We start from the raw sequence: 17,866 nt of genomic DNA, 5'->3' as shown, positions 1-17,866 counted from the left end.
ACGGCCTTTGCCGGTCAGCGGGTAACGACGATCTTGGTATTCTTCAAGCCATACTCGCTAGCCAGCGCGAAGAACTCGGCGGCATTTTCCGGATGCAGGCGGATACAGCCATGCGAAGCCGGACGGCCGAGGCGCTTCACGTCAAAGGTCGCGTGCACCGCATAGCCACCGTTGAAAAACACCGCATAAGGCATCGGCGCATTGTCATATTTGCGCGAGCGATGATCTCTCGAAAGCCATTTGGCGCTCCAGCTGCCCTGCGGCGTCACATAGCCTTTGCGCGCGGTAGAAACCTTCCAGCGATACCGTACGAAACCATTCTGCGAGACAGTCATGGTTTGAGAAGAAAGGCTGATCCTTGCAACAAGATTGGCAGCGAAGGCAGACGGCGAATGAAACTGCATCAACAAGAGTGCCAAAGAGGCGACGAAGAATTTACGCATGAAAAATCCTCTCCGTAATACGAATTTTTACTGGCGTCCCAACACGAGACAAACTTTACAGCCTTTGCAATGATAGACGTTTAAGACAATTGGAAAATTCGGCGTTAACGAGGGCGGATGGTTTTTTAAATCCGAGTAACGCGCTTAGACTATACTGCCGACCAGGGCTGCAATCACCGCCAAAACTGCAAGTGACGCGCAGGCACGGTAGAATATGGAAACGCCGGTCTCGACATCGGCTACCGTTGCAACCGCCCGGCCGGCTCCGTTGATCATCGGCTCATTGACCAGCGTACCAGCATAGATCCTCGGGCCTGCCAGCTGCACATCGAGTGCCCCCGCCATCGCGGCTTCCGGCCAGCCGGAGTTGGGCGAACGATGCAGTCCGTGGTCACGCAGTGCAATGCCGATGGCATTGCGGGCGGCGCGCCGTCCCTTGGCCAAGACTGCGCCAGCCGCGATCAGCAGGATCGACAACCGCGCTGCCGGGATGTTGGCGAGATCGTCGAAACGCGCCGAAGCCCAGCCGAAATGCAGATATTTCGGGCTCTTGTGACCGATCATGGAATCGGCGGTGTTGAGCATCTTGTAGGCCAGCAAGCCGGGCAGGCCGAGCAGTGCATACCAGAAGGCCGGGGCAACAACGCCGTCGGAAAAATTCTCCGCCAGACTTTCGATGGCGGCGCGGCATACGGCCGGTTCGTTAAGTGTCTCGGGATCACGCCCGACGATCATCGACACCGCTTTGCGGCCACCCTCCAGCCCACCGGTGCGAAGACCCGTGGCCACCCGCGACACGTGGTCGGCGAGACTTTTTTGCGCCAAGAACACCGCGACAACGATTATTTCGAGCAACCAGCCGAAAATCCCGATCTGCATGAACAGCTTGTGCAGCAGCCAGCCGCAAAAAAGGCTCCACAGCAACAACACGGCAATGACCAGAACACCGCTGATCCGCAGAGCCTCCTCGCCTAGGCGCTTGCGGTTGAAGGTCCGGTCGCACCAGCCGATCATTGCGCCAAATAGAACGACAGGGTGCGGAAGACGGCGCCAGAGCCAATCAGGGTCGCCAACGACCCGGTCAAGCAGAAGAGCGGCGATCAGGGCAAGCAGAATTCCGGTCGACATCGAAAAGTCCGTTCAGGCGAGGTGCACACTGCTCAAGGCATCCGCCAAACGTGTATCGCCTGCCGTATCCGGTGCAAGTCCAATCCTGAGCCACGATGGCGCATAGCCGAATTTTCGCGTCAGAACCCGCCCCTGGCAGAGATGTTCATGCAGTTCCGGCGCGCGTTGGTGCTCCACCAGGGTGAAAAGCGGCGTGCCGCCGATGATCGTCAGCCCGGCTTGCCGCAAGACAGAATCGAGGCCCTGCTTGCGCGCCGAAATCTGCGATCGAACCGGCTGTGTGTCGCCATCCATCAGGTCTGCCGCCACCACCAGTGCCGGTCCTGATACGGCCCAAGGGCCAAGCCATTCCTGAAATGCCGACAGAATCGGTTCCGCCGCAATGACGAAACCAAGCCGCAGCCCTGCCAAGCCGAAGAATTTGCCGAAGGAGCGGAAGACAATGAGATTATCGTTACTTGCGGCCTGCGCGGCGACGCTCAGATGCGGTTCGGTATCGCCAAAAGCCTCATCGACAAGCAGCAACCCGCCATAAGCTTTCATCTGCTGTGCCATGCCTGCGATATCAGCAGGCAGGACAGCGCGTCCGGTCGGGTTGTTGGGATTGACCAGCACCACCAGCCCATGATCCGGCGTCACCTGAGCGGGCGTCGAGATTTCATCGACCGCAAAACCGGCACTGACGAAAGCACGCGCATATTCGCCATAGGTCGGTCCGAAAATGGCGATGCGCCTGCCCGGCGCAACAAGGCGCGGCAGCAGCTGAATAACCGATTGTGTGCCGGGAACAGGAAGCGGCAGGATATCGCTGCTACGATAATAGCGGGCAGCCGCATTGCGCGCGCGGTCCACCAGATGACGGTCCGGCAGCCTGTGCCAGGCATGGATCGGGATGTCGGGCAGCATCACAGGATTGGGATTGATGCCGGTCGACAGGTCCAGCCAGTCCTGCGGGTTGCCACCAAACGACGCCGCCGCCTCGGTAATACCGCCGCCATGCACGATCGGCGCGGTCATGCAGAGCAGGCCATGTCGATGAGATGCATGAAGGAGCCCGCAACCTGCCCTCGCCGCAGTCCGGCGGGTCCAAGCGGCTCCCCGGCGGCGTCAGCCGTATCGAACAGCCGGTCGGCAGCGCCCTCCGACAGGATCGTGGCATAGTGAAATTCATGCGCCATCAGTGGACCATCGAAAAAACTGGCATCGAGCGGAGTGATCCGCCGGTAACCCAGATGCCGCTTGCGTTCGGCAAAGCTGGTTTCGAGCGGTAGAAAACCGAGCATTTCGTAGCGCTTGCCATCGGCAGCGACAAGCCCCTCACCCAGCATCATGTAGCCGCCGCATTCGCCGAAAATCCGGGCGCCTCGATCCCGGGCCGCTGTCATGCCCGATTTGAACTGCCCTGCATCGGACAATACCCCGGCATGAAGCTCGGGATAGCCGCCCGGCAGATAAACGGCATCGGCATCATCTGCAGGCACCTCGTTGGCGAGCGGCGAGAAGAATGTCAGCTTGGCACCGGCACGCTGCCAGCCGGACAGGAGATGTTCGTAAGAGAATGCAAAGGCAATATCGCGGGCGATGGCGATTTTCCGGCCGAGCGGTTTCAGCGGTGAAACTTGCGCAGCCCTCTGTCGCGGAGATTCTGACCTGGTCAGTGACAGGATCGCATCCAGATCACAGCCCTTTTCGATCTGCATTGCGGCATGGTCGATGAATACATCCAGTCCACCATGCTCCCCGGCTTGTACGAGACCGAGATGACGTTCTGGCAGCTTCAGAGCATTATCCTGCCGCAAAACGCCAAGAACCGGCATGCCGATGGTATCCACCGCATTGCGCAGCATCATTTCATGACGGTCGCTGCCAACCTTGTTGAGGATGACCCCGGCCACATGGACATCGTCGCGATGGGACGCATAGCCGCGCACGAGAGCAGCCACCGACTGCGACATGCGGGCGCAATCGACCACCAGAACAACCGGAAGACCAAGCAGCGACGCCAGATCGGCGGGCGAACCAGTCCCGTCGACCGCCCCATCGAACAGCCCCATCATGGCCTCGACAATCAACACATCGCCATCAGCAGCCTGCATGGCAGCATTGGCACGCAACAGATCCGGACGCATGGCCCAAGGATCGTAATTGAAGCAGGCTCTGCCGCTTGCGGCCGCATGGAAGGCCGGATCAATGTAATCCGGCCCGGCCTTGCCGGGAGCCACGGCGATACCGCGATCGCGCAATGCCCGCATCAGTCCGAGCGTCACCGTCGTCTTACCGGAGCCGGACGATGGCGCCGCAATCAGCAGACCGCTCATGCCGGGTCCTTGAAAGCCCGGCTCGACAGCGGATCGGATGTCAGAACCCGGCCGCCCAATGCGCCCAGCCAGTCGAGCGACGCACGCAGGCGCACCACTTCGCCGATGACGACGATGGCGGGCGGCTCCAGTCCGGACGCGATCATATCGGCCTCGGCGCGCGCCAGCGTCGTTTCCAGCACCGTTTGCTCGGGTGTAGCGGCGTTGCAAACAAAAGCGACTGGCTCGTCCGGCGAACGCCCGGCAGACATCAGATTGGCGGCGATCTGGCCGATATGCTTCATCGCCATATACATGACGATCACAGGAGAACCTTTGGCGATCCCTTCCCAGTGGATGCGGTCAGGAACGAGCCCGGAGGAATCATGGCCCGTGAGGAATGTCACGGCGTGATTGACCTCGCGATGCGTCACCGGGATACCGGCATAGGCGAGCCCGCCGATACCGGCGGTAATGCCCGGCACGATACGGAATGGAATGCCGTGTTCGACCAGCGTCAGCGCCTCCTCGCCGCCACGCCCGAAGACGAAGGGATCGCCGCCCTTCAGCCGCAGCACGCGCTTGCCCTGCCGAGCCAACTCGACCAGCCGCAGCGAAATATCGCGCTGCTTCGGCGATGGCTTGCCACCGCGCTTTCCGGCAAATTCGAGAACGGCGCCCGACTTTGCCAGGCTCAGGCAATCAGCATTGACAAGCGCATCATGGACGATGACATCGGCCTGACGCAGCGCATTGGCAGCATGCAGCGTCAAGAGACCGGGATCACCGGGACCCGCGCCGACCAGCCAGACCGAGCCCGGCGCAAGTTCGGGCAGACCGGAAAACAATGGATTGGTCATGGCGCCACTCCTGATGCCGCAGACATGAGGCGCAGTGAACCGGCAGGTGAAGATATGGAATCACTTTGCCGGCATCCGGCAGCAACATCCTGATCTGATTCAGAAAATACCCTACGCGCAATTGCTGCTGTTGCATGAGGCGACTTGATCTTCGGGACGATCAGCGCGCCGGACGGGCCCGCCGCAGCAAGGGCGGCTGCCTCCGCAACGCCGTGACAACCCGTTAGGGAAAAGACGATCTCCGACGGGTTCTGTAGCCGCGCGGTCTGAGCCTCCAGCGTTCCGGCATCGAAGACAACAAAGGGAACGGAAAAATGCCGGGCGGCGGCAATCATCGCCGGTTCCGCCACACGGCTATCCAGCGAGGCAATACCGGTAAGCTCATGCCGATCGATGCCGGCGACCGCCAGAGCCTCCTCGGCAAGCCGGATCACTTCGTCGCATGGCGTGCCACGCTCGCAGCCAAGGCCAAGCACGAGTGGCCGATGAACTGGCTGATCGCCGATATCCAGATGCATCACAAGACGGGCCTCCCGAGCCGCACAATCAAGATGCGCCGGGGCCTTCGATAACCAAAGGCTATCGAAGCGGTCTGGACAGCACCGGATGAAGCCCCCTGACTGGGTCGGCCGCACCGGACGCTTTTTCAGCCCACCGTGATGGGCACCGTCGCACGTGCCTCCTGTTTACCGGAGCCCACCTGCCCGGTCAAACCGGATTGCGTCATTCGAAGAGCCGGGAGCGTCACGATTCGAAATGCTCCGGCTTGTTGGAGGCAACTGTCAGGCATTCTTTGCTTTTCCGGGCAACCTCTGACAAACAAGGCTGAATTGCCCATCTCTCACGAGTCTCCCGTGCACGATCTTGTTCCCCAGCTCCTCGTCTTTTTGTTCGCCGCTGCCTTTCTCGCCGGGTTTATCGATTCGATCGCCGGCGGCGGCGGCATGATCACCATCCCCGCCATGCTGATTGCCGGCATTCCGCCGCTCGAAACATTGGGGACCAATAAACTGCAGTCGCTGTTCGGTTCCGGCTCGGCAAGCATCGCCTATGCCCGGCATGGCCATGTCAATCTGCGTGAACAAATGCCGATGGCAGCGATGTCTGCGCTCGGAGCAGCGGTGGGAGCGATCCTTGCAACCGTGGTGCCGGGCGACGTATTGAAGGCCGTCCTGCCGTTCCTGCTCGTTGCAATCGCCCTTTACTTCGCCGTCAAGCCAAGCCTTGGCGACGCCGACAAGGCGCAGAGGATGACACCCTTCCTGTTTTCGATGACGCTGGTTCCAGCAATCGGCTTTTACGACGGCGTCTTCGGGCCGGGCACGGGTTCTTTTTTCATGCTCGCCTTCATTGCCCTTGCAGGATTCGGCGTCTTGAAGGCGACCGCCCATACGAAGTTCCTCAACTTCGGCTCCAACATCGGCGCTTTCATCGTCTTCTGGCTATACGGGGTGATCCTCTGGAAGGTCGGCCTTTTGATGGGCGTCGGCCAGTTTGCCGGCGCTCAGGTCGGGTCGCGCTTCGCCATGAAGAACGGCGCCAGAATCATCAAGCCACTTCTCGTCATCACTTGCATCGCGCTGGCGATCAAGCTTCTGGCCGATCCGGGCCATCCGGTCCGGATCTGGCTTGGCTGGTAAGCAGCTCATGAGTAGAGCCGCCTAGAACTCGACGCCGACCTGCGCCTTGATGCCGGAACGGAACGGATGCTTGATCAGTTCCATTTCGGTGACGAGATCCGCAGCCTCGATCAGCTCTTCCTTGGCATTGCGGCCGGTCAAGACGACGTGGGTCATGTGCGGCTTTTCTTCCTTCAGGAACCGTACGACTTCGGCGACATCGATATAATCATAGCGCAAAGCGATGTTGATCTCGTCGAGCAGAACCATGGAATTGCGCTCGTCGCGGATCAGCTCCTTGGCCTTTTCCCACGCCTTTTCGGCCATGGCGATATCGCGCGAACGGTCCTGCGTTTCCCAGGTAAAACCTTCGCCCAGCGTATAGAACTGGCAGACATCGCCAAAATGCTTTTCGATCAGGTCGCGCTCACCGGTTTCCCAGGCACCCTTGATGAATTGGACAACGGCCGATGGCATGCCATGGGCGATGTGGCGGAAGATCATCCCGAAACCGGCCGTCGACTTGCCCTTGCCCTTGCCGGTATTGACGATGATCAGGCCCTTCTGGTCCGTCTTCGTCGCCATTATCTTTTCGCGCGCCGTCTTCTTTTTCGCCATCTTGATCGCATGGCGTGCCTCGTCTTGGACGGGGCCTGTATCCGTTGTCTGTACGTCGTCTTCACTCATGGTCTGTCCTCTCCGAATTCATTCGTTCTTTCATTGGTGAAACGCCGTTATTCCGCCGCCGCCGAAAGGCCTTGCAGTTCGAACCGGGCGGAGTTCGAACGGGGCGACCAGAGGCCGCGATCGATCGCCTCCATCAGCTTGTCGGTCATTTCGCGCAACGCATCCGGGTTCTTGTCCTCCATGAACTGGCGGACGCGCTCGTCCATCACATAGGCCTGGTAGACGGCCTCGAAATGATGGCTGCGGACAGCGCCTGTCGTTGCGGCAAAGGCAAACATGTAATCGACCGTCGCGGCGATTTCGAAGGCGCCCTTGTAGCCGTGGCGCATGACGCCATCGATCCATTTCGGATTGACGACGCGGCCGCGCACCACCCGGCCGATCTCTTCTTCCAGCGAGCGGATCACCGGCTTTTCCGGGCGGGAATGGTCGTTGTGATAGATCGTCGGGCGCGTGCCGGCCATCTGCTCGACGGCCAGGCTCATACCGCCTTCGAACTGGTAATAATCGTCGCTGTCGAGCAGATCATGCTCGCGGTTGTCCTGGTTCTGGACGACGGCCTCGACGGTCTTCAGCCGCGCTTCCAAGAGCCCGCGCTCGGCCTTGCCGTCTTCCCCGGCGCCATAGGCATAGCTTCCCCAGGTGAGATAGGCGTCGGCGAGATCGGCGCGGTTATTCCAGCCGCCCTCGTCCATCAGCGCCTGCAATCCGGCACCATAAGCGCCAGGCTTCGCGCCGAAAACGCGGTAAGAGGCACGCCGTGACGCATCCTTCGTGGAGACACCGGCAGCTTCCAGCCGTTTGGTTTCCGCCCGCATGCGCGCGGCAATCATGTTGTCGGCATCGTCCTCCTCGAGCGCACCGACGGCGCGGATCGCCGTATCGAACAGCGCGATCTGCTCGGGAAAGGCATCACGGAAAAAGCCGGAAATCCGCAAGGTGACATCGACACGCGGACGGCGGAGCATCGCCAGCGGCACGATCTCGTAGCCGGTGACACGGCGCGACGCCATGTCCCAGACCGGCTTCGTGCCGATCAGCGCCATCGCCTGGGCAATATCGTCGCCGCCGGTGCGCATGTTCGATGTGCCCCAGGCTGTCAGCCCGAACGATGTCGGCCAGTCGCCATGATCCTGCAGGTAACGGCGGATCAACAGTTCCGCCGATTTCTTGCCAAGTTCGAACGCGGCCGGCGTCGGCACGGCACGGCTGTCTACCGAATAGAAATTGCGCCCCGTCGGCAAGACATCGGGTCGGCCGCGCGTCGGCGCGCCGGAGGGGCCAGGCGCGACGAAACGGCCATCCAGGCCGGTCATCAGAGCGGCGATTTCGGCGGCGCCGGATTGGGTGATCGAAGGTTTGAGGCGAGTTTCGATTTCCTCCAGGACAGCACGGGTGGCGCTCCAGTCGTCAGGGCAAACCAATTCGCCGGAGACGAATTTGGCGGCCAGCAACTCGACACGCTCGACGGTGTCGCCAGCGGTGCGCCACGGGGCATCGGATACTTCAGCGAGGATCGCCGGTTTCGGGCCTCCCCACGCATCGGATAGGACGCAATCGAGCGGGTCGAAAGAAAAGATCCCCTCCCCACCCCCTCCCCACTGGGGGGAGGGACTGATCTGCGGCACGTCCGCCTGCCCATCTCCAACCTTGGTGGACGGAGCAGCAGCGGTGCCCAGAACACTGGGTCTATGGGATCCGAAACCGAGCGCCGGGTTAAGTCCCTCCCCCTTGTGGGGAGGGGTTGGGGAGGGGGTTCTTCCAAAAGCATCCGCCGCGATCGCCCGCTGCAGACTCTGGTCACCGCCCTCGCCCAACCCGCGCGGAACACGGGCCAAAGCAACCGTCAGATCCGTCAGCAGCCGCCCTTCCGGCGCCACGCCAAAAACATGCAGGCCGTCGCGGATCTGCAGCTCCTTGAGGTCGCAGAGATAGGCGTCGAGCTTTTCCAGCGCCTTGTCCTCAGCGTCTGTACGAGCAATGCCGGCATCCTGGTCGAGGCCGATATCGCGGACAAGCTCAAGGATTTGCTTGCTGAGCAACCGCAGACGCCGCGGGTCTCCGCCAGCCGCGTCGTAATATTCGTCGACCAACGCTTCGAGATCTTTCAGCGGGCCATAGGATTCGGCCCGCGTCAGCGGTGGCGTCAGGTGATCGATGATGACGGCGCTGGTGCGCCGCTTGGCCTGCGTACCCTCGCCGGGATCGTTGACGATGAAGGGATAGAGATGCGGCATAGGGCCGAACACCGCTTCCGGATAACAGCTTTCCGACAGCGCCAGCGATTTGCCCGGCAGCCATTCAAGATTGCCATGTTTACCCATATGGACGATGGCATGAGCGCCGTATTCGCGGCGGAGATACGCGTAGAAAGCCAGATAGCCATGCGGCGGCACGAGGTCCGGCGAATGATAGGTTTCCTTCGGATCGATATTGTAGCCGCGGGCCGGCTGGATACCGACCAGCGTTTGTCCAAAACGCGTCAGCGGCAACGCAAACTGGCCATCCCGAAAGAAAGGATCATCCTGCGGACTTCCCCATCGCTCAGCAACCCCGCCTTGAATCTGGACGGGAAGAGACGCGAAGAAGGCGTTGTATTGATTCAAGGAAAGCGTTTCGCGGATTTCGCAATCGACCCGCGCCGAATTGGTTGGCCCGTCCATCAGATACCGGATCAAGGCGTCGCCATCGGCGGGAACCGAATCGATGGCGTAACCGGCAGCAGCCATCGCCTTCATGACTTCGATCGTGCCAGCCGGCGTATCGAGACCAACGCCGTTGCCAAGCCGCCCATCCCTGTTGGGATAGTTCGCCATGATGATCGCCACGCGGCGCTCAGACGGCGCAGCGCGGCGCAATCTCGCCCAGTTCGCCGCCAGCTTGGCAGCAAAGGCGACGCGGTCGCCCAGCGGCTCGTGGCCGACGATATTGGCTTCGACATCGGTATCATAGACGGCCGCAGCCTTGAAGGAGACGGCCCGGGACAGGATGCGGCCGTCCACTTCGGGCAACGCCACGTTCATCGCCAAATCCCGTGCCATCAAACCTTGTGGCGAGTTCTCCCAGGCAGCACGCGAGGAGCCGGAAAAGATCACCTGGAGAACCGGTGCATCGGAAAACTCCAGCACGGTCGGCTTGCGGTCGGCCCCGGGCGCGGAAACAGCAAAACCAGTGGCATTCATCACCACCGCCGGCGGCACCTCACCAAAGATCGCCTGCAACGTGCCGATCGACACCGCATCCTTGAGGCTGGACACGAACACCGGCAAAACGGTCATGCCTTCGGCGCAAAGCGCCGCGATCAGGGCTTCGACGGGTTTGGTCTCGCCGCTTTGAACCAGTGCGCGGTAAAAGCAGATGGCGACGGTGGAGCCGGCTGGCGATTGAGAAGCGATATCCGGGACAAACCCGGCCACCGCTTTCCAAGCCTCAACCCCGATCACACCCTGCCCCGGCCACCAGATCCCCGCCTTCATCAGTGGAGCGGCGGATTCCGGCTTTTCCAAGCCGCCGATCAACGCCTCCGCATAACCGAGCAGCCGTGCCATGTTGCCGGCACCACCCTCGGTGAAATAGGCCCACATCCGATTGCGGTCTTCGGCGGAAATGGTCGAAAAAGGCTCCAGCCCTGGATCGGGCTTGTCATCGCCAGGCAACACGGCAATCTGGAATTTATGCGTGACGGCAGCCGCATGCAGCGCCTCCAGCACATAGTGAAAATAGCTGGCACCGCCGAGCGGGCGCACGATGATCAGCCTGGCATGGCGCGCCGTGCGCTCGACATAGGTATCAACCGACATCGGGTGCTTGAGCGTCAGGAGGCTGGCGACCCGCAGGCTCGACTTTGCCCCACGTGTGCGATGTGCCCCGGCAATCGAGGAAAGCTCGGTATCGGCGGCCGACAGAAAAAGGATATCGGCGGGTGACTGGCCGAGATCGATCGCTTCCTCGCCGTCGGTGATCGTGCCCTTTTGGGCTAGAAGGAGATGCATGGCATTCCCCGAGGGCAGTCGTACCCCCCTCTGTCACTGCGTGACATCTCCCCCACAAGGGGGGAGATCGGGACCGAGCGGCCCCGGGACGCGTGCACCAAAAGCTTTGAGCGCGAGGCAGCCACAGCTGATCTCCCCCCTTGTGGGGGAGATGTCCGACAGGACAGAGGGGGCGACTCCGCGCTCACCATTATCAAACCGCCGCTGTGATCGCAGCGCGCACGGCCGCTTCATCCATATCATGCAGACCGATGACGACCAGGCGGGTGCGGCGCACTTCGCCGGCTGCCCACGGGCGGTCGAAATACTGGTCGATGCGGGCACCGACGCCCTGGATCAGCAGGCGCATCGGCTTGCCGGGGATATCGGCGAAACCCTTGAGACGCAGCACGTCATGTTCCGCAATGATCGGCTTCAGCTTTTCGATGAACCCGGCCGGATCGGCAACGGCACCAAGTTCGACGACAAAGCTGTCGAATTCGTCGTGATCATGCTCTTCGCCGGCCTCGTGTTCCATCTCGTGATGCGATTTGCGGTTGGCGATATCGCTTTCCGTGCCAACACCGAGGCCGAGCAGGACGGCGGCGGACACCTCGCCGTTCTTTGCCTCAATCATCGCCGGTTTGCGGCTGGTGCGCGACGAGACTTCATTGCGGACGAAGGCAAGACCGGTCGAGTCGAGCAGGTCGGTCTTGTTGAGAATGATCAGGTCGGCCGCAGTCAACTGGTCTTCGAACAGTTCCTCGATCGGGCTTTCATGATCGAGGTTGTCGTCGTTGACGCGCAGCGCATCCACCTTGTCGTGATCGTCGGCAAAACGCCCGGCGGCAACGGCAGCGCTGTCCACCACGGTAACGACACCGTCGACCGTGACTTCGCTGCGGATATCCGGCCAGTTGAAAGCGGCGATCAGCGGCTGCGGAAGCGCCAGGCCGGACGTCTCGATGACGATATGGTCCGGGCGATTTTCGCGCTCAAGCAGCTTGGTCATCGTCGGGATGAAATCGTCGGCAACGGTGCAGCAGATGCAGCCGTTGGTCAGCTCGATGATATCGTCCTCGCTGCAGGCTTCGGCGCCGCAGCCCTTCAGCACGTCGCCATCGACGCCGAGATCGCCGAACTCGTTGATGATCAGCGCGATGCGGCGTCCTTCCGCATTCTGCAGGATGTTACGGATCATCGTTGTCTTGCCGGCGCCGAGGAAGCCGGTGATGACGGTTGCGGGAATCTTGCCGTGGACGGCTTTAGCAGTGGTCATGGATCAACCCTTCATTTTCAGCGGCAATCCAGCCGCGATAAAATAGACGTCAGCGGATATCTCCGCAATGATCTGGTGCAGCCGGCCGGCATGGTCGCGAAAGTCGCGCGCCATGCGGTTCTCCGGCACGATGCCAAGCCCGACCTCGTTGGACACGAAAACCAGCCGGGCCTTGGCCTGCGGCACATAAGCCGCAAGCCGTTCAAATTCCGCCGCGATATCCCGGTGCTCCATCATCAGATTGGTGACCCAGAGCGTCAGGCAATCAATCAGAATGATGCGATCCGGCGCATCGATCGCCTTCAGACAGGCGGCAAGCTCAAGCGGCTCTTCATGGGTCTGCCACTCCGGCCCGCGGCGATCGCGATGCTCGTCAATCCTTGTCTGCATCTCGCCGTCCCAGGCTCTTCCTGTCGCGACGTAATGCAGGCGCAGACCCGACGCCGTGACGAGTTTTTCAGCGAAAGTGGATTTACCGGACCGGGCGCCGCCGAGAATCAGCGCGCTACCTGACTGTATCGATGTCATGGAATGGTCCTGGCCTCAGCGCGCGCCGGGAAGTACGCAGACCAATGGACCACGCGAGCGAAAAAGCGCGGCAATGCAAAACGGGCCGTTCGGGGAACGGGATGATAAAGCCATGACAACCTCCGTGCTGGCATCGGGAGTATCTCTCCCTGGATCGGGCGAGCCCCTCGCTAAGATGGGGCTCTTGAGGATGGCAGGTCTCCTGGCTCACGGCGCCACGTCCCCAAAGGGACGAACGGGTCCACCTCGCCTTCCCGGAGGTTTGCGCCAGATTGCGTGACCGCAATCGACGGGCATTACGAAGAGGTGGACGATTCGTAGACAATAGAGGCGTCCGGCCCCGGCTGATCGTAATGCCACTCCAGTGGCTTTTCCGGTTGGGCCAATGCGCGCCGCTGCCGCGAGTGCGGACAGTCCGGAAGCACCGGCTTTCCCGAATGGTGAACCCTGACCGTTCTACAGTCGCGGGGTCGGCTGCGATAAGGACGCCCGGCTTGGGTCCGGCCCGTCGCATTCCCATTTACTCCCGGCATGCACAAGCATATCGGGAACCATCCAATGACTGATGATTAGGCGCTCACCTGGATCAAGTCAATTGCGACACTATCTCCGCCACCTCGGTTTAGCGTGATGTGATCAAGACTTCACTTGATCTCCAATGCCATGCCTTCTAGGACGGCGCGGAGACTGGATGGCCTGGCAATGAAGCTGAAGATGATACCCAAATTCGACCTGCGCCGCCTCGGCTATCTCTCGCTGCTGTTTGACCGTGGACGCATGCGGGCCTTTGCGCGGCGCAGTGAACTCGGCCTGGTCGTTGCGGGCATGATCGTCGGCATCACGTCAGGTCTCGCCGTGACCGCGATGAGCATCATATCCAGCCGCCTGCACAGCCTGATTTTCGGGATTGCCGACGAACAAAGGTTGAGCGCGAGCGATCTGCGGGGCGAAATCTCGGTGTTGATCGCGCCGGTCGTCGGCGGGATCATTCTTGGCCTTGTGATGCTTCTTCTGGCGTCGTGGCGTAAAAAGCCAATGGTCGACCCGATCGAGGCCAACGCCCTGCATGGCGGCCGGCTGTCCTTGACCGACAGCATCATCGTCGCGGTCCAGAACCTGATCTCCAACGGCTTTGGCGCCTCTGTCGGGCTTGAGGCCGGGTACACCCAGCTTGCGTCCGGCATCGCCTCCAAGCTCGGCGTTTCGCTGCAGCTTCGCCGCTCGGATCTGCGCACGCTGGTCGGCTGTGGCGCCGCCGGAGCCATCGCCGCCGCGTTCAACGCACCCTTGACTGGCGCCTTCTATGCGTTCGAGCTGATCATCGGCACCTATACGATCGTGTCGCTGACGCCGGTCGTCGTATCCGCATTGATCGCCAATCTCGTCGCCCGATGGCTCTATGCCGGTGATTTCACCATCGATGTCGGGCAGTTCGGCGCGGTCGTTCCGGCCGACTATCTGCCAGCATTGCTGCTCGGCTGCTTCTGTGCCGGCATGGGCATCCTGTTGATGAAGGGTGTCTCGCTGGTCGAGGGTCTTGCCCGCCGCAGTTCGATCCCTGCGCCGATGCGGCCTGCGCTTGGTGGTGTCGTCGTTGGCCTTCTGGCGCTGGTCTCACCGCAGGTTCTTTCGGCCGGTCACGGCGCCTTGCACCTCAATCTCGCCAGTTCGCCGGCGATCCCGATGTTGATCGGTCTGTTCCTCCTGAAATCGCTCGCCTCGGCCGTCTCGATCGGTTCAGGATTTCGTGGCGGCCTGTTCTTTGCCTCGCTGTTTATGGGTGCGCTGCTCGGCAAGCTGTTTGCCTTTTCTGCGCCCTACATCTTTGCCCATGCAACGTTGACACCGGTCATCTATGCCGTTGTCGGCATGAGCGCGCTGGCGGTCGCCGTCATCGGCGGGCCATTGACCATGACCTTCCTGGCGCTGGAAATCACCGGTGATTTTCCGATCACCGTTCTGGTCCTCGCAGCCGTGATCACCTCATCGCTCGTGGTCAGAACCACCTTCGGCTACTCGTTCGCCACTTGGCGTTTTCATCTGCGCGGCGAAAGCATCCGGAGCGCCCATGATGTCGGCTGGATCCGTAACCTGACGGTCGGCCGCCTGATGCGTACCGATGTCCGCACCATCGACGCCCACGCAACGCTGGAGGATTTTCGCCGCGATTTTCCGCTCGGATCAACACAACGCGTCGTCGTCGTCGATGGCGCGAAATATGCCGGCATCATCCAGGTTCCCGAAGTCTATGCCAGCCCCATCGAGGCCAGCGAGGAAAAGCAGGGGCTTTCGGGCTTTGTCCGACTTCCCAACGATTTCCTGCAGCCGAACATGAATGCCAAGCAGGCGGCCTCCCTGTTCGACACCACGGAGAGCGATGCGCTGGCCGTGGTCAACAACCTCATCGAACGGCGCGTCGTCGGCCTTTTGACGGAAAGCCATACGTTGCGCCGCTACAGCGAAGAGCTGGACCGCAGGCGGCGCGAGGCATCGGGAGAGATTTGAGGCAAGGCGTGCCTGTCAGGACGGCATCAATCCATCCAGCCAGCGCGGATCCAGCACCGCCTCCAGTTCGGCCGCGACGTCGTCGAGCGCACGGTCAACTGAAAGCCGATAGTTTTCGCCGCCCCCCTCGATACCGAAGCTTTTAAGCAGCGCCGCGCGATAAGCGTCGCTGGCAAACAGCCCATGCAGATAAGTTCCGCTGACCATGCCATCTGCCGAGACCGCGCCATCCGGGCGGCCATCGATAATCACGGCCGGGCGGTTACAATCGGAGCCGGTGGTGCGACCGAGGTGGATTTCATAACCTTCCAGCGCAACATCGTAGATCGCCGAGCGGGCCCTGCTGTTGCGCACCGTCTTTTCCGGCGCCATCTCCGTTTCGACTGCCAGAAGGCCAAGCCCTGGGATTTCGCCGACATTGCCTTCGATACCATGCGGATCGGTGACCCGGTCTCCCAGCATCTGGTATCCACCGCAAATGCCGATGACACGGCCACTACGCCGCACATGCGCCTGCAAATCGCGGTCCCAGCCTTGAGCCCGAAAATCCGCAAGATCGGCAATTGTTGCCTTCGATCCGGGTATGACGACAAGACCGGCATCGGCAGGAATGCGCTCACCGGGCCGCACAAAGACCAGATCGACCTCTGGTTCGGCAGCCAGAGGATCGAGATCGTCGAAATTGGCGATGCGTGACAGAACCGGCACGGCAACCTTCAACGCCCTGCCCGTTCCACGTGCCAGCTTTTCGAGAACGACGGAATCTTCCGCCGGCAGGCGGGCGGCACTCTTCAGCCACGGCACGACGCCGAAGCACGGCCAGCCGGTAAAACCGTTGACCGCCGCAATGCCATCGTCAAACAGCGACACGTCACCCCGGAACTTGTTGATAATATAGCCGCAGATCATGGCACGGTCTTCGCCAGACAGAATAGTGTGCGTGCCGACCAGCGAAGCAATGACGCCGCCGCGATCAATATCGCCAACCAGCACGACCGGCACATTGGCGCGGGTGGCAAATCCCATATTAGCGATATCGCCGGAACGCAGGTTGATTTCGGCCGGCGATCCCGCCCCTTCGACCACCACCAGATCGGTGCCTGACCGCACCGCCTCGAAGCTTTCCATGACGGCGCCCATCAGCTTCGGCTTCAAGGCTTGGTAATCGCGTCCTCTCGCCTGCCCGGCCACCCTGCCCTGAACGATGATCTGGCTACCGGTCTCCGACTGAGGTTTGAGCAGAACCGGGTTCATATGCACCGACGACGGGATGCGCGCCGCCATCGATTGCAGCCATTGTGCGCGGCCGATCTCACCACCATCGTCGGATACAGCTGCATTGTTCGACATGTTCTGCGGCTTGAACGGAGCGACTTTCAGGCCGCGATTGGCTGCGATGCGGCAGAGCCCCGCCACGAGTACCGTTTTTCCGACATCGGAGCCGGTTCCCTGGAGCATGATCGTCTTTGTCATGGCCCATCCTCTAGCATTGCCCCAACCGCAATAAAAGCCATATTCCGCCGCATTTTTGCCGTCTTTCGCACCCGTTTTTCACGCGATATTTCAGGCTGCCGCAAGGCTTGTATGACACGCATGGCAAACCATCCAAAAAGCGACATATCGTGGCGAAAATACTCGTTGTATTCCGCCCCAACAGGACTATATCAGCACTATCAAAGCACGGAGCGAAAGGCGCTCCACACCCAAGGTCACACCCCGATGTTGTTCATCTTCAGCAAGCCCAATTTCGTTCAGATCGCCTGGAATTCGAAGGTACCCGACAGCCAGTCGCGCGTCCGCAACACGGTCATGTCCGCCCCCTTCGGCCCGCTCGGTTTCATCCGGACCCGCAGCGTCGGCTGACACACACTCTCCTCCCAGACTGACAATTCGAACCGCGCCTGTCTTCGGACGGCGCGGTTTTTTTATGCCAACCAATCGAGAAAGGCGCCGGAAATGCGAAAACCGCACCCGCTCCTTCCGGAACCGTGCGGTCTGCCAAAGCTACACATGGCCACTCCGGCATACACCCGGAGATCGCTCCGGCCGGGACGCAAAACCTAATCCAGCCGGGCGGCCAAGTATCCCTGCCGCAGGAAAACAATTAGCCTGACAGTGTTACCGGATGGTTAGCAGGAGCTTAATCAAAGGTGAATTCCGTCTTTTTTTTCACTTTTTTTCACGACACATGAAAATCGATGTGAAGGCGCATACGGGACACAATTTGTCTGGGATAAAACACGCTCCGCAACTCTTGTGTGAAGCGGTGCTAATTTTGCGCTCAAGAGCGGCGCATTTGCACAAAAATCTTGCCCGGCTCATTAAAATTCAACAGCTTGCGCGCGCCTTCCGGCACCCCGCAAATGCCGTCCGCATGGCCTAAAACGATTCCGGAGGTTGATTTCTCCTGTGGAATACTTACGCTGCCCTTAACGGTAAAAAGAGAGATGGCTGGCGACAGAGTTCCGCGGCCAGACAAAAAAACTCCAGCACCGTCGCAGCGGGGATGAAAGATCGGCCTTGCCACAAGAGCCCCCCGGACTGCTTCA

The 17,866-nt window shown here is 60.9% G+C and carries 15 protein-coding genes and 1 riboswitch; of the genes, 3 read left to right on the top strand and 12 right to left on the bottom strand.

All coding sequences use genetic code 11. The annotated features are described in order from the left end of the window. Positions 1 to 14: 14 nt before the first annotated feature. The 6 genes from ASC96_RS27360 to ASC96_RS27335 form a co-directional block, all read right to left on the bottom strand. The gene (locus ASC96_RS27360) at positions 15 to 443 is read right to left on the bottom strand and encodes a L,D-transpeptidase (RefSeq protein WP_060506228.1); all 429 of its coding nucleotides are present in this window, start codon (positions 441 to 443) and stop codon (positions 15 to 17) included. A gap of 144 nt (positions 444 to 587) precedes the next feature. After that, entirely contained in the window at positions 588 to 1,571 is a 984-nt protein-coding gene (gene cbiB, locus ASC96_RS27355) for an adenosylcobinamide-phosphate synthase CbiB (protein ID WP_060506227.1), read from the bottom strand. Between the two features lie 12 nt (positions 1,572 to 1,583). Continuing rightward, positions 1,584 to 2,588, bottom strand: coding sequence for a threonine-phosphate decarboxylase CobD (gene cobD / locus ASC96_RS27350; protein ID WP_060506226.1), 1,005 nt, complete (start codon positions 2,586 to 2,588; stop codon positions 1,584 to 1,586). Continuing rightward, the gene (locus ASC96_RS27345) at positions 2,585 to 3,889 is read right to left on the bottom strand and encodes a cobyrinate a,c-diamide synthase (protein ID WP_060506225.1); all 1,305 of its coding nucleotides are present in this window, start codon (positions 3,887 to 3,889) and stop codon (positions 2,585 to 2,587) included. The genes cobD and ASC96_RS27345 overlap by 4 nt, the downstream gene beginning before the upstream one ends. Beyond that, a complete protein-coding gene (cobA, locus tag ASC96_RS27340) occupies positions 3,886 to 4,728 on the bottom strand; it encodes a uroporphyrinogen-III C-methyltransferase (RefSeq protein ID WP_060506224.1) in 843 nt (280 codons plus the stop codon). Before cobA ends, ASC96_RS27345 begins: the two co-directional genes overlap by 4 nt. Then, entirely contained in the window at positions 4,725 to 5,246 is a 522-nt protein-coding gene (locus tag ASC96_RS27335) for a cobalamin biosynthesis protein (protein WP_060506223.1), read from the bottom strand. Before ASC96_RS27335 ends, cobA begins: the two co-directional genes overlap by 4 nt. Before the next feature lie 336 nt (positions 5,247 to 5,582). Here ASC96_RS27335 and ASC96_RS27330 point away from each other — a divergent pair, with 336 nt between their 5' ends. Continuing rightward, positions 5,583 to 6,368, top strand: coding sequence for a TSUP family transporter (locus ASC96_RS27330; RefSeq protein ID WP_060506222.1), 786 nt, complete (start codon positions 5,583 to 5,585; stop codon positions 6,366 to 6,368). 21 nt (positions 6,369 to 6,389) lie between these two features. On the opposite strand, the gene cobO is transcribed toward ASC96_RS27330, so the two are convergent. The 4 genes from cobO to cobU all read right to left on the bottom strand — a co-directional run bounded on the left by cobO (position 6,390) and on the right by cobU (position 12,812). After that, a complete protein-coding gene (gene cobO / locus ASC96_RS27325) occupies positions 6,390 to 7,034 on the bottom strand; it encodes a cob(I)yrinic acid a,c-diamide adenosyltransferase (protein WP_060506221.1) in 645 nt (214 codons plus the stop codon). A gap of 47 nt (positions 7,035 to 7,081) precedes the next feature. Beyond that, entirely contained in the window at positions 7,082 to 11,026 is a 3,945-nt protein-coding gene (gene cobN, locus ASC96_RS27320; protein WP_060506220.1) for a cobaltochelatase subunit CobN, read from the bottom strand. 193 nt (positions 11,027 to 11,219) lie between these two features. Further along, positions 11,220 to 12,284: a cobalamin biosynthesis protein CobW gene (gene cobW, locus ASC96_RS27315; RefSeq protein ID WP_060506219.1), complete on the bottom strand. Its 1,065-nt coding sequence runs from the start codon at positions 12,282 to 12,284 to the stop codon at positions 11,220 to 11,222. 3 nt (positions 12,285 to 12,287) lie between these two features. Then, positions 12,288 to 12,812, bottom strand: a complete 525-nt coding sequence (gene cobU, locus ASC96_RS27310) for a bifunctional adenosylcobinamide kinase/adenosylcobinamide-phosphate guanylyltransferase (RefSeq protein WP_060506218.1) — start codon at positions 12,810 to 12,812, stop codon at positions 12,288 to 12,290. Positions 12,813 to 12,986: 174 nt separating this feature from the next. After that, positions 12,987 to 13,383, bottom strand: a riboswitch (cobalamin riboswitch). A gap of 143 nt (positions 13,384 to 13,526) precedes the next feature. On the opposite strand from cobU, the gene ASC96_RS27305 reads away from it, so the two are divergent. Then, entirely contained in the window at positions 13,527 to 15,317 is a 1,791-nt protein-coding gene (locus ASC96_RS27305; protein WP_060506318.1) for a chloride channel protein, read from the top strand. A gap of 15 nt (positions 15,318 to 15,332) precedes the next feature. Here ASC96_RS27305 and ASC96_RS27300 read toward each other — a convergent pair whose 3' ends face one another. After that, a complete protein-coding gene (locus tag ASC96_RS27300; RefSeq protein WP_060506217.1) occupies positions 15,333 to 16,790 on the bottom strand; it encodes a cobyric acid synthase in 1,458 nt (485 codons plus the stop codon). A gap of 246 nt (positions 16,791 to 17,036) precedes the next feature. On the opposite strand from ASC96_RS27300, the gene ASC96_RS33485 reads away from it, so the two are divergent. Continuing rightward, positions 17,037 to 17,180, top strand: coding sequence for a hypothetical protein (locus tag ASC96_RS33485; protein WP_112834591.1), 144 nt, complete (start codon positions 17,037 to 17,039; stop codon positions 17,178 to 17,180). A gap of 418 nt (positions 17,181 to 17,598) precedes the next feature. On the opposite strand, the gene ASC96_RS33070 is transcribed toward ASC96_RS33485, so the two are convergent. Beyond that, complete coding sequence (locus ASC96_RS33070) at positions 17,599 to 17,844, bottom strand: hypothetical protein (protein ID WP_156393900.1); 246 nt, start codon at positions 17,842 to 17,844, stop codon at positions 17,599 to 17,601. Positions 17,845 to 17,866 lie beyond the last annotated feature (22 nt).

Origin of the sequence: Rhizobium sp. Root1204 (assembly GCF_001424965.1) — a bacterium.
Lineage (GTDB): Bacteria > Pseudomonadota > Alphaproteobacteria > Rhizobiales > Rhizobiaceae > Pararhizobium.
This window is presented reverse-complemented; position numbering and strand designations above follow the sequence as displayed.

What these genes read in the sequence shown, in the direction of transcription:
- cobU (WP_060506218.1), bottom strand. Translation starts at nt 12,812, where the DNA reads ATGACATCGATACAGTCAGGTAGCGCGCTGATTCTCGGCGGCGCCCGG.
- ASC96_RS27360 (WP_060506228.1), bottom strand. Translation starts at nt 443, where the DNA reads ATGCGTAAATTCTTCGTCGCCTCTTTGGCACTCTTGTTGATGCAGTTT.
- cobO (WP_060506221.1), bottom strand. Translation starts at nt 7,034, where the DNA reads ATGAGTGAAGACGACGTACAGACAACGGATACAGGCCCCGTCCAAGAC.
- cbiB (WP_060506227.1), bottom strand. Translation starts at nt 1,571, where the DNA reads ATGTCGACCGGAATTCTGCTTGCCCTGATCGCCGCTCTTCTGCTTGAC.
- cobN (WP_060506220.1), bottom strand. Translation starts at nt 11,026, where the DNA reads ATGCATCTCCTTCTAGCCCAAAAGGGCACGATCACCGACGGCGAGGAA.
- cobD (WP_060506226.1), bottom strand. Translation starts at nt 2,588, where the DNA reads ATGACCGCGCCGATCGTGCATGGCGGCGGTATTACCGAGGCGGCGGCG.
- ASC96_RS27345 (WP_060506225.1), bottom strand. Translation starts at nt 3,889, where the DNA reads ATGAGCGGTCTGCTGATTGCGGCGCCATCGTCCGGCTCCGGTAAGACG.
- ASC96_RS27335 (WP_060506223.1), bottom strand. Translation starts at nt 5,246, where the DNA reads ATGCATCTGGATATCGGCGATCAGCCAGTTCATCGGCCACTCGTGCTT.
- cobW (WP_060506219.1), bottom strand. Translation starts at nt 12,284, where the DNA reads ATGACCACTGCTAAAGCCGTCCACGGCAAGATTCCCGCAACCGTCATC.
- ASC96_RS27300 (WP_060506217.1), bottom strand. Translation starts at nt 16,790, where the DNA reads ATGACAAAGACGATCATGCTCCAGGGAACCGGCTCCGATGTCGGAAAA.
- ASC96_RS33485 (WP_112834591.1), top strand. Translation starts at nt 17,037, where the DNA reads ATGTTGTTCATCTTCAGCAAGCCCAATTTCGTTCAGATCGCCTGGAAT.
- cobA (WP_060506224.1), bottom strand. Translation starts at nt 4,728, where the DNA reads ATGACCAATCCATTGTTTTCCGGTCTGCCCGAACTTGCGCCGGGCTCG.
- ASC96_RS27305 (WP_060506318.1), top strand. Translation starts at nt 13,527, where the DNA reads ATGATACCCAAATTCGACCTGCGCCGCCTCGGCTATCTCTCGCTGCTG.